Here is an 11,223-nt window from a genome sequence, read left to right as displayed (position 1 = left end):
GGGGCGCCGTAGGCATAAACGGTCGCGTTAAGTATTTGCCGCTTGCTTGGGCTTGGACGCCCAAAACAAGCTTCCGCAAAAATAGCGACTCCCCGATTTATTACTGTCTTTTATCCGCTAATTAGCTATGGATATACGCACGAATATGATGCAAATAAATTACCTACTCTTAGGTAATACATATTGGGGATTAATCGGTTTTCCATTACGACGAATTTCAAAATAGAGCGCAGGCGCTGCTTTTCCTTTACGTCCCATCTCTGCAATACGCTGACCTACGCGTACGTTCTGCCCCTCTTTAACCAGCAACTTTCGATTAAAGGCGTAGGCGCTAAGATAACTTTTACTGTGTTTAATGATGATCAGGTTTCCATACCCCTTAAGCCCATTACCGCTATAGACAACCTTTCCGTCGGCTGCCGACAGTACGCTGTTACCGTATTTTCCAGCGATCGATATTCCCTTCTTTCCAACCGCTTTTGAAGAGTAACGAGAAACAACACGCCCCTTATGTGGCCAGTGCCATTTAACTTTTTTATTACTGTTATAACTTTTTCTTGTAGGTTTTTTGACTACAGAGGCTCTTTTTGTCGCCGGCTTTTTAACGGCGACCGGCTTCTTCACTATCGGTTTTTTTGCGGTGCTTTTTTTTGTGACTGGGCGTTTAGGTTTTGACGCGGATGACTTTGGCTTTGCAGCTGCCGGTTTTGTTGCGATAGATCTTTTCAGCGAAATGCGCTGATCAACAAATATTTTATAGGGTGGTTTGATGCCGTTTCGACTGGCCAGCGTTTGATGATCCAGGCCATAGATCCATGCGATTGAGTAGAGTGTTTCACCCTTGCTGACAACATGGGTGCCGGGCTGATAGCGAGGTTTGTCACCCTGTTCGCGAACCGGTGCGAGTTCACCTCGACCTGAACAGGCTTGAAGCAGCATGAGTGCCGCGATAAGAGTCGTCTTGATCAGCCATCTGCTCATTTATGCCTTAATGACAAAATAGAGCGTCACAACCGCGACAATAAGAATCCAGCCGATTCTATCTATGTACCGGCGTAGCCCCTGCTCCATACGCTCTCCACCCCAGGCGATGATACCGGCAACCAGGAAGAAGCGACCACCTCGACCGATCAGAGATGCAATCAGAAAAGGTGGAACCGCCATGCTGATAACACCAGCGGCAATGGTAAAAACTTTATAGGGGATCGGTGAGAAGCCCGCTAAGAATATCGCCCAGAAGCCCCACTCAGAAAACCACTGCTGCGCACGCTCAAAGCGAGCCCAGTAACCAGCTTTATGGATTAGCGGCTCTATCATTTCGAAGGCAAACATACCGATCAGATAACCGAGCATACCGCCAAGCACCGAGGCGATCGTTGTTATCAGTGCGTAGTGCCAAGCCTTATGTGGCTTGGCCAGCGTCATGGGTGCCAGCATCACATCAGGGGGGATTGGAAAAAACGATGATTCAGCAAAACTGAGAATGGCAAGATACCAGGGAGCGAGTCGATGTTCGGCCCAGACCATCATGCGCTCATAGAGCTTAGAGAAGATGCGCATTAACTTCTCCCACCCAGCAGTGGTACAAAACTAACGCGTTCAAGTTCTGTGGTCTCAAAACCCTCTCGGGTACGTTTTATCATGGTAAGAATTTGATCCCCAGAGGGCCCAACCGGAATAACCAGTCGACCACCAACACCCAGCTGCTCGACAAGACCCTGAGGAACTTCGAGCGGTGCTGCAGTCACTACAATCGCATCAAAGGGAGCCTGCTCAGACCACCCCATGGTGCCATCACTATATTTCAATCGGATATTGCGCAGGCCGAGAAGTTCAAAACGTCGTTTTGCCAGATCACTTAGCGCCTGAATCCTCTCAACCGAGAAGATACGGGGTGAGAGCTGAGCAAGGATCGCCGTCTGGTAGCCTGAACCGGTGCCGATCTCTAGAACGCGCTCAGGTACTCCGTCCATCATCACCGCCTCAGTCATACGGGCAACGATATAGGGTTGAGAGATCGTCTGGCCGTGACCAATCGGAAGTGCGGTATCTTCGTAGGCGCGGCTCGCCAGCGCCTCATCAACAAAGATATGGCGAGGAGTGTTGCCGATAACCTGCAACACCCGCTCATCGCAAACACCTTCGTCGCGCAAACGCTTTACCAACCGGTCACGGGTTCGCTGGGAGGTCATACCGATGCCGCGCAGGGTCTCACTGTTCACTTAGCAAAACCCTCCATCCACTCAGAGACTCTTTCCATAGCGGTGAACTGGGTCAGATCGACCTGTAGAGGTGTCACTGAGATTGCACCGTTTCGAACCGCGTGAAAATCGGTTCCGGGACCGGCATCCTGCTCTGCACCCGGCGGGCCCACCCAGTAGATCGGACGACCACGTGGATCGTTCGATTTGATCACCGGCTCTGCCTTATGGCGGTGTCCAAGGCGCGTGGTCTCAAATCCGGTAATCTCTTCCCAGGGCAGATCGGGTACATTGATATTGAGGATCGTGTCGGCAGGCAACGGTGATTTCAGCAGACGGTCGATGAGCTGTTTCACCACCCGAGCCGCAGTATCGAAGTGCTCAGGCGCGTGGCTGGCCATTGAGACGGCGATCGCCGGAAGCCCCAGAAAACGTCCTTCTATCGCTGCGGCAACGGTTCCCGAATAGAGCACGTCATCGCCCATGTTGGCACCGGCATTAATGCCGGCCACCACCATGTCGGGCTCTCGATCGAGCAGACCGGTGATTGCCAGATGGACACAGTCGGTGGGGGTGCCGTCGACTGAGATAAAGCCGTTATCTGCGACACGCGCTCGAATCGGGCTATCCAGAGTCAACGAATTGCTCGCACCACTACGATCTCGCTCGGGGGCAACCACCGAGATTTCAGCAAGCCCGCTAAGCGCCTTTGCCAACGCTGTAATACCGGGTGCCTGATAACCATCATCGTTACTAATCAGAATGAACATGAGATATATGCCGAACCGGCTTTAATAGTACTCGTAATTATTAGTTCTAACGGCTCTGCGCGCCACAACCGGGGCGCTAATCAAGCCTGCGCTTGTGTACTTGTTCTACCGCTTTAAAGTGCCACATGGTACCCCATTCTACGCAGTTATCCACAGTTGTAGGTGAGTTTATGACGATCTGCGTTATGCCACCCTTAACCGATCCAATGAGATACAAAATAGTCCATCGCTGACCGCCATGGATAGCGAAGCGAAGGCGGTTAGTCCGCGATAGTCGACCGGGGCGCCGTAGGCATAAACGGTCGCGTTAAGTATTTGCCGCTTGCTTGGGCTTGGATGCCCAAAACATGCTTCCGCAAAAATAGCGACTCCCCGACAGATGGTAATTCCTCGGCCCACTCATGATCGGCTATCATAGGGGCCCCTCAAGTCGGCTAATAACCGTTATCGATGCGTAAGAAAAACAACATTACAGAAGAGGATCGCGCTCTTTTTTCCACTGAGACACGTGGAATCGAGCCACTTCGCCACGACAAGGTGGTTCACGAGAAACGACGCACCAGACCCTATCCACATATGTCTCGTCAGGGTGAGTTTGAGGCGATACAGGATATGTTCTCTGACGGCTATGAACCGGCCGATATGGAGCGGGGTGAAGAGCTCTACTTCCGACGCCCTGGCGTTCAGCATAATCTGCTACGCAAGCTGCGTCGTGGCCAATACCGCCTCGATGCCGAACTCGACCTGCATGGCATGACTGCGGCCGAAGCGAAGCAGGCACTGAGCTACTTTCTCAGTGATGCACTCTACTCAGGTCTGCGCAATATCCGCATCATTCATGGTAAAGGGATAGGTTCTCGCAATGGCCAACCGGTCCTAAAACGGAAAATCAATCTCTGGCTACAGCAACGTTCAGAGGTACTCGCCTTCTGTTCGGCACGTCCTGCAGATGGCGGTACCGGCGCTCTCTATCTACTGTTAAAGGGCGGCTAATACCCGCCTACTCTGGCCGCTTCAAGCCCAATAACTCCCGTACAACTGAGGTTGCATAACAGCCTGCATGGAGCGTAAAGCTCAACTCCAGAACATCATCTTCAACAAAGTTCCACTCCAGTGCCTTTGGAATTAGCCGCGTTGCACGTCGCTCCTGCTTCAATCCGACATGCTCTAGACCATCTCGCCAACTCTCAAACGGCTCTAGTTCGGCCTCTTCAATCACCAGAGCTTCAGCCTCGCTAAGCAGAGACCCCCTACCCCACATCGGGGCGCTGGGGTGGATATCACCACTCATAAGTCGTTCAGCCAGTGCCGTATCTCCCGTTTCGGTCAGAAAGAAGTTCCGCGACCCATCCAGCATTGCCACCTCACCCTCAAGCAACTGGTTCCAGTTATCCATCTCAATCCGTTTTGAGAGAACAGTATTGAACAGCATCGAACGGGCGGCTGAGATGTAGAGACCACGTAAATTCTTACTCTTGACCCTGCGTCCCGCAAACATGGCCGCCGCTTTATCGAGATTCCCCAGCTGATAGCCGAAACGCTGTTCACCAAAATAGTTGGGCACACCCATCGATGTAATCAGCTTCAATCGCTCATTCAACGCATCCTTATCACCCTCTACCTCTCGCAGCGTCAGGGTAAAACGATTTCCACGCAAAGTGCCGCGCTTTATTTTTCGGCCATGGCGAGTCGCCTCTAATACACATAGTTGATCAGATTCGAGTTCTGACCATTCGGGATCGTCCTGACCGGGAAGATAGAGGCTGAACCATTGAGTGGTAACAGCCACACGGTCCTTGAGGCCTGCGTAGCCGACATCACGCTCTTTAATGCCAGCAAGCCTTGCTAACGATTTAGCTACATCGGCGGTGTTGAGCCCCTTCTTCTCGATCTTTAATACTGCGTGCTCACCGCTACCGTCGGCCTCGAAACCGGCAATCTCATCGACACGAAAATCTGCCGGCTCACTCTTTAGTCGTCCTGTTGCTACCGGCTTACCCAGTGCATAGTTAAGTCGGTCATGGTTGTAGCTCATTACATCACCACTAAGAAATTGTTGAAATCGTTATACTAGTTAATCCAGAATGGAACCCATCTGAGCCTATCTGGTTAGAGCAAGTGAGCTCTTTAGGCTGTCAACAAAGCGAGAAGCTATGTCACTACCTACCATCGACACATCAAATCCGGCTGTGGAGGCGTTCCTAAAAAATGCCCATCGTCACACTTTCAAAAACCGCGAGGTGATTGTACGCCCCGGTGACCCTGCTGATACGCTCTACTACATCATTGAAGGCTCGGTTACGGTGAGCCTGGAGAACGAGGATGGTAATGACCTTATTCTCGACTACCTCAACGCCGGCAGCTTTATCGGTGAACTGGGCCTGTTTGTAACTCAGGAGTCGCGTCAGGCGACCGTAACCGCCAAGGCACCCTGTGTTGTGGCTGGCATCACCTACGAGCAGCTCAACACCCTCGCCCAAGGTGCCCTTAAAGAGCACTACGCTAACATTCTCCATTCACTGGCGACCCAGCTTTCACACCGATTGTTGGCAACAGCACGTAAAGCGAGCCACCTCGCCTACATCGGCGTCAGCGGCCGTATTGCCCACACTTTGCTCGATCTTTGTAAGGAACCTGAGGCGATGACGCATCCCGATGGAATGCAGATCAGAATCACCCGTACCGATCTGGGACGTATTGCTGGATGTAGTCGCGAGATGGCTGGTCGTGTACTCAAGAGCATGGAGGAGCAGGAACTGATCACCGTCAAGGGCAAGACGATTGTCGTCTTCGACGCCCGCTAGCCTGAACTAAGCACCCTCTTCCAGCAGAATTGCGGCGTAAGCCGCAATGCCTTCACCACGCCCTGCATAGCCCATTCGCTCCGTCGTGGTCGCCTTGACGTTGACACGTGTTACCTCAACCTTCAGGTCTCCAGCCAGGTTTTCACACATCTTATCGATATGCGGTGCCAGTTTAGGCTGCTGTGCAACGACGGTAATATCAGCATTTGAGATCGAATAGCGGCCCTTATCAAGCAGCTCCACAACCCGTCGCAGCAGGATGCGGCTATCGATACCGGCATAGTCACTGCTGTTATCGGGGAAGTGTTTACCAATATCACCGAGTCCCGCAGCGCCTAGCAGGGCATCGCAGAGCGCATGAATCAATACATCACCATCTGAATGGGCCTCAAGTCCTTTCTTATATGGAATCGTTACGCCACCCAATACCAGCGCTCTGCCCTCTGCCAGCAGATGTGCATCAAAACCAAAACCGACCTTCATTCTGCCTACTCCTGCTGTTGTAGATATAGTTCAGCCTGGGCAAGGTCGTACGGATGAGTAATCTTAATGTTATCGGCGTGGCCAACAACCATCTTAGGCATCCATCCCATACGCTCCATCGCACTGGCATCATCTGTTACCAACGCTCCAGCCTCTAACGCACTCTGCAGTGCATCAACGATTCTACCCAGCCTGAACATCTGCGGTGTCAGGGCACGCCACAACCCTTCCCGGCAGACAGTTTCGGTCACCCGCTGACGCTCATCGCTGCGTTTTACCGTATCACTCACAGGAACACCGAGCAGACCACCGACAGCGTCTTCGGACAACGAACCAATCAACAGGTCGATATCACTGTGTCGTAGACAGGGGCGAGCCGCATCATGAATCAGCACCCAATCCTCACTATCAGCAACAGTTATCAGATAATTGAGCGCTTTAAGCACGGAGTGGCAGCGTTCAGCCCCCCCGATCACAGTCGTTAGAGATTTGCCGTGGAACGACTTAGGATATGGGTAGTGATCGTCTTCGGCCGAGAGCGCCACCACCACACCTGTGATCATTGGGTGTGATGTCAGCCGATTGAGGGTGTGTTCAATAACAGGACAGTTGCCAAGTTTGAGGTACTGTTTTGGAATCTCTGAACCCATGCGGCTACCGACACCCGCAGCGGGCAGTACACCCCAATAGTTCACGCTTTTGTTAGTGGTTGCTGTCACGATTATCGAGGTCAGTCGCCTACCACCTGGTAGTAGGTTTCATCCTTTTTGATCATGCCCAGATCACTACGGGCACGCTCCTCAATGGCTGAAAGCCCCTGTTTGAGATCCTTCACTTCTGCCTCAAGTGCATCATTTCGCTCTCGAAGTAATCTATTCTTCTCCGCTTGAGCGGCGACCGACTTCTGTAGTCGACTCACCTCAGCAAAACTGCCATCTCCCACCCAGAGGCGGTATTGCAGTAGTAGCAGAATAAGAAGCAGTATCAGGATCACAATTCGCATATTGCCGCTTGTCAGCCACCCATTCCATTAGCGGTTGCAGATTACCCACAGCCACGGGTTGGGCTGCGGGTAGAAGCCGGGTTAGAACGAAAGTTTAAAGGCGTTGCGTCCGGCGTAGACTGCCCTGTCACCCAGCTCCTCTTCGATACGGATTAGCTGGTTATACTTGGCAACACGGTCAGAGCGTGACAACGAACCGGTCTTGATCTGCCCTGCATTGGTCGCAACCGAGAGGTCAGCGATAGTGGTATCTTCAGTCTCACCTGAACGGTGCGAAACCACGGCGGTATAGTCCGCCTTCTGCGCCATCTCAATCGCGGCCAGTGTCTCGGTCAGTGTGCCTATCTGATTAACCTTGATCAGGATAGAGTTACCGATGCTCTTTTCGATACCCTGTGCAAGGATCGAGGTGTTGGTTACAAAGAGATCATCACCGACTAGCTGTACACGCTTGCCGAGCTTCTCAGTCAGCAGCGCCCAACCTTCCCAGTCGTTCTCATCCATACCATCTTCAATGGTGATGATCGGATAACGATCGACCCAGTCAGCCAGGTAGTCGACAAACTCGGCCGAGGTGAACTTGCGACCTTCCGAAGCAAGATCGTAGACACCATCCTTGTAAAACTCACTGCTGGCCGCATCAAGTCCAAGGAAGATATCCTCACCTGCCTTGTAACCCGCCTTCTCAATTGCTTCGAGGATCACTTCAATCGCCGCTTCATTGGATGGCAGATTAGGGGCAAAACCACCCTCATCACCAACTGCGGTGTTCATATCCCGTGCAGCCAACACGCTCTTCAGCGCATGGAAAACCTCGGTGCCGTAACGAACGGCTTCACTCAGACTAGAGGCGCCTACGGGAACAATCATAAACTCCTGCAGATCTACACTATTATCCGCATGCGCGCCGCCGTTGATGATATTCATCATAGGTACTGGCATGGTCACTGCGGCATCACCACCGAGATAGCGATAGAGCGGCTGACCCGCTTCATTGGCAGCAGCGCGAGCGGCGGCCAGTGACACTGCCAGAATCGCATTGGCGCCAACACGGCCCTTATTATCAGTTCCATCGAGCGCAATCATCGCGTTATCAATTTCAGCCTGCGCAGCAATCTCTTTACCAATCAGTGCCGCCTTGATCTCTCCATTAACAAAATCGACCGCCTTGGTAACGCCCTTGCCGCCGTAGCGGGAGTTATCACCATCACGCAGTTCGACCGCTTCACGCTCTCCGGTTGAAGCACCGGAGGGGACAGCAGCGCGACCCACCACGCCAGAGCTTAGTGTGACATCAGCTTCAACGGTTGGATTACCGCGAGAGTCGATGATCTCGCGTGCGACGATGTTTTCAATCTTGGACATTACTGCTCCGTTAATAATTTTTACTAATAAAAAAGTCTGTTAAAGGTCGAGTTCAGCTAGGCCAGCCTGCTTAACCGTCTCATCGATCAGCTTCAGTGTCTCAAGCAGAGATGACATTCCGTCGAGAGGCCACGAATTTGGGCCGTCGCTGAGTGCCTTGTCAGGATTAGGGTGAGTCTCCATGAAGAGGCCCGAAATACCGGCGGCAACGGCCGCTCTGGCAAGTACGGGCACATGCTCACGCTGACCACCCGACGAGCTCCCCTGACCACCTGGAAGCTGTACAGAGTGGGTGGCATCAAATACAACCGGTGCACCGGTCTCACGCATCACCGCCAGACCACGCATGTCTGAAATCAGGTTGTTATAACCAAAGGAGGCACCACGTTCACAAGCCATAATCTGTTGGTTTCCGGTTGAGCGCGCCTTGTTGATGACGTGTTTCATATCCCAGGGAGCGAGGAACTGTCCCTTTTTGATATTGACCGGTTTACCCTGCTCGGCAACCGCCTTGATAAAGTTGGTCTGACGACAGAGGAAGGCCGGAGTCTGAATCACATCAACCACATCGGCCACTTCACCCAGTGGAGTATCCTCATGTACATCGGTAATCACCGGCACACCGATCTGGCGCTTCGCCTCTGCCAAGATTCGCAGACCCTCTTCAATACCGGGACCTCGAAAACTCTCATGAGAAGAGCGGTTCGCTTTATCGAATGAAGATTTATAGATGAAGGGGATACCGAGTTTCTCGGTGATCTCTTTGAGCGCTCCAGCCGTATCGATAGCGAGTTGTTCACTCTCGATTGCACAGGGGCCAGCAATCAAAAACAGTGGGTGCTCAAGCCCCACCTCAAATCCACAAAGCTCCATTACGCCTCCGCAGCCTGGGTGGCGTTATTGCAGTGTTCAACTGCCGCCTTTACAAAACCGGTAAAGAGCGGATGACCATCGCGCGGTGTTGAGGTGAACTCAGGGTGGAACTGACACGCCATAAACCAGGGGTGGTTCTCTATCTCGACCGTTTCCACCAGCTTTCCATCCATCGATCTACCGGAGAATTTGAGACCCGCCTTCTCAAGCGCATCAATATACCCGTTATTAAATTCGTAGCGATGACGATGACGTTCGGTAATCACATCCTCACCGTAGACATCACGCGCCAGGGTTCCGGCCGCAAGGCGACACTCTTGACCGCCGAGTCGCATCGTACCCCCCATATCGGAGGTCTCGGTGCGACGCTCAACCTCACCCTCAGAGGTGCTCCACTCGGTGATCAGCGCAATCACAGGATCGGCACAGCTCGGCTTGAATTCGGTACTGTGCGCATCACTGAGATTGGCGACATTACGTGCAAACTCAATCACAGCGACCTGCATGCCGAGACAGATGCCTAGATAGGGAACGCCACTTTCACGCGCATAACGGACCGCATCAATCTTACCCTCAACACCTCGTTCACCGAATCCACCTGGAACAAGGATCGCGTCCATCTCTTCGAGACATCCAGCACCACTCTTCTCGATCTCTTCAGAATCGATATATACGATATTGACCTTGGTGCGCGTATGAATACCTGCATGAATCAGAGACTCTGAGAGCGACTTGTAGGCCTCTGTGAGATCAACGTACTTGCCGACCATGCCGATGGTTACAGTCGATTCGGGATTGGCCTGAGCCTCTACCACTGCCTCCCAGTCTGAGAGATCGGCAGCGGGCACATCAATCCCAAACTGATCAACGACGATGTCATCAAGATGCTGCTCATGCAGCAAACCGGGAATCTTGTAGATGCTGTCGGTATCAACGGCAGAGATAACAGCACGCTCATTGACGTTGGTGAAGAGTGCGATTTTACGTCGTTCATCATCGGGAACGTCGGTCTCTGCTCGACAGAGCAGGATGTCGGGCTGGATACCAATCGAGCGCAGCTCTTTTACGGAGTGCTGGGTAGGTTTGGTCTTCAGCTCACCGGCGGTAGGAATATAGGGCAGTAAGGTGAGATGAATAAAGAGGGTTCGCTCACGACCCAGTTCAACACCCATCTGGCGAATAGCCTCAAGAAATGGCAGTGACTCGATATCACCCACGGTGCCGCCGATCTCGACCATGGCGATATCGGCACCATCGGCACCCGCTTCGATCTTACGTTTGATCTCGTCGGTGATGTGCGGAATAACCTGCACGGTACCGCCGAGGTAGTCACCGCGACGCTCCTTACGAATAACACTCTCGTATACGCGTCCGGTGGTGAAGTTATTACGCTGCGTCATGGTGGTACGAACAAAGCGCTCGTAGTGACCAAGATCAAGGTCGGTCTCAGCACCATCATCAGTTACAAAGACCTCACCATGTTGGAAAGGACTCATCGTGCCGGGATCGACATTGATGTAGGGATCGAGTTTAAGCAGCGTTACCTTGAGACCGCGAGCCTCGAGAATAGCGCCCAGAGAGGCGGAAGCGATGCCCTTCCCAAGGGAAGAAACAACACCGCCAGTAATGAAAATAAATCGTGTCATTAAGTGATGAAATTCTTGATTGTGTATGGCCCAACAGGAACCTGGAATTTGCGACACAAGGTAACAGAACGGCGCCTA

The 11,223-nt window shown here is 52.5% G+C and carries 13 protein-coding genes; 2 read left to right on the top strand and 11 right to left on the bottom strand.

The features are described 5' to 3' along the window. Positions 1-159: 159 nt before the first annotated feature. From BOW52_RS04880 to surE, 4 genes are read right to left on the bottom strand one after another with little or no spacing between them, the layout of a single operon-like run. On the bottom strand, positions 160-981 hold the full coding sequence (locus BOW52_RS04880) for a peptidoglycan DD-metalloendopeptidase family protein (protein ID WP_135622043.1): 822 nt from the start codon (positions 979-981) through the stop codon (positions 160-162). Continuing rightward, complete coding sequence (locus tag BOW52_RS04875) at positions 982-1,560, bottom strand: YqaA family protein (protein WP_078482967.1); 579 nt, start codon at positions 1,558-1,560, stop codon at positions 982-984. Next, a complete protein-coding gene (locus BOW52_RS04870) occupies positions 1,560-2,222 on the bottom strand; it encodes a protein-L-isoaspartate(D-aspartate) O-methyltransferase (protein WP_236725642.1) in 663 nt (220 codons plus the stop codon). Before BOW52_RS04870 ends, BOW52_RS04875 begins: the two co-directional genes overlap by 1 nt. Beyond that, complete coding sequence (gene surE, locus BOW52_RS04865; RefSeq protein WP_078482966.1) at positions 2,219-2,971, bottom strand: 5'/3'-nucleotidase SurE; 753 nt, start codon at positions 2,969-2,971, stop codon at positions 2,219-2,221. The genes BOW52_RS04870 and surE overlap by 4 nt, the downstream gene beginning before the upstream one ends. A gap of 450 nt (positions 2,972-3,421) precedes the next feature. On the opposite strand from surE, the gene BOW52_RS04860 reads away from it, so the two are divergent. Beyond that, entirely contained in the window at positions 3,422-3,964 is a 543-nt protein-coding gene (locus BOW52_RS04860) for a Smr/MutS family protein (protein ID WP_078482965.1), read from the top strand. Positions 3,965-3,971: 7 nt separating this feature from the next. On the opposite strand, the gene truD is transcribed toward BOW52_RS04860, so the two are convergent. After that, positions 3,972-5,006: a tRNA pseudouridine(13) synthase TruD gene (gene truD / locus BOW52_RS04855; protein ID WP_078482964.1), complete on the bottom strand. Its 1,035-nt coding sequence runs from the start codon at positions 5,004-5,006 to the stop codon at positions 3,972-3,974. Positions 5,007-5,124: 118 nt separating this feature from the next. Here truD and crp point away from each other — a divergent pair, with 118 nt between their 5' ends. Beyond that, positions 5,125-5,775 carry a cAMP-activated global transcriptional regulator CRP gene (gene crp / locus BOW52_RS04850; RefSeq protein WP_078482963.1) on the top strand — a complete coding sequence of 217 codons (651 nt, stop codon included), beginning with the start codon at positions 5,125-5,127 and terminating at the stop codon, positions 5,773-5,775. Between the two features lie 6 nt (positions 5,776-5,781). Here the strand turns inward: crp and ispF are convergent, their stop codons facing one another. The 6 genes from ispF to BOW52_RS04820 all read right to left on the bottom strand — a co-directional run bounded on the left by ispF (position 5,782) and on the right by BOW52_RS04820 (position 11,145). Beyond that, on the bottom strand, positions 5,782-6,258 hold the full coding sequence (gene ispF / locus BOW52_RS04845; protein WP_078482962.1) for a 2-C-methyl-D-erythritol 2,4-cyclodiphosphate synthase: 477 nt from the start codon (positions 6,256-6,258) through the stop codon (positions 5,782-5,784). A 5-nt stretch (positions 6,259-6,263) separates the two neighbouring features. Beyond that, positions 6,264-6,977, bottom strand: a complete 714-nt coding sequence (gene ispD / locus BOW52_RS04840) for a 2-C-methyl-D-erythritol 4-phosphate cytidylyltransferase (protein ID WP_078482961.1) — start codon at positions 6,975-6,977, stop codon at positions 6,264-6,266. 11 nt (positions 6,978-6,988) lie between these two features. Then, positions 6,989-7,261 (bottom strand): cell division protein FtsB, encoded by a 273-nt coding sequence (gene ftsB / locus BOW52_RS04835; RefSeq protein ID WP_078482960.1) that lies wholly within the window; start codon positions 7,259-7,261, stop codon positions 6,989-6,991. A gap of 81 nt (positions 7,262-7,342) precedes the next feature. Beyond that, positions 7,343-8,626, bottom strand: coding sequence for a phosphopyruvate hydratase (gene eno / locus BOW52_RS04830; RefSeq protein ID WP_078482959.1), 1,284 nt, complete (start codon positions 8,624-8,626; stop codon positions 7,343-7,345). A gap of 39 nt (positions 8,627-8,665) precedes the next feature. Beyond that, positions 8,666-9,499 (bottom strand): 3-deoxy-8-phosphooctulonate synthase, encoded by an 834-nt coding sequence (gene kdsA / locus BOW52_RS04825; protein ID WP_078482958.1) that lies wholly within the window; start codon positions 9,497-9,499, stop codon positions 8,666-8,668. Further along, complete coding sequence (locus BOW52_RS04820; RefSeq protein ID WP_172840166.1) at positions 9,499-11,145, bottom strand: CTP synthase; 1,647 nt, start codon at positions 11,143-11,145, stop codon at positions 9,499-9,501. The genes kdsA and BOW52_RS04820 overlap by 1 nt, the downstream gene beginning before the upstream one ends. Between the last annotated feature and the right edge of the window lie 78 nt (positions 11,146-11,223).

The organism is Solemya pervernicosa gill symbiont, assembly GCF_002020875.1.
GTDB lineage: Bacteria > Pseudomonadota > Gammaproteobacteria.
Note: the sequence above shows the minus strand (reverse complement) of the source record. Positions and strands in the feature narration are given on the sequence as shown.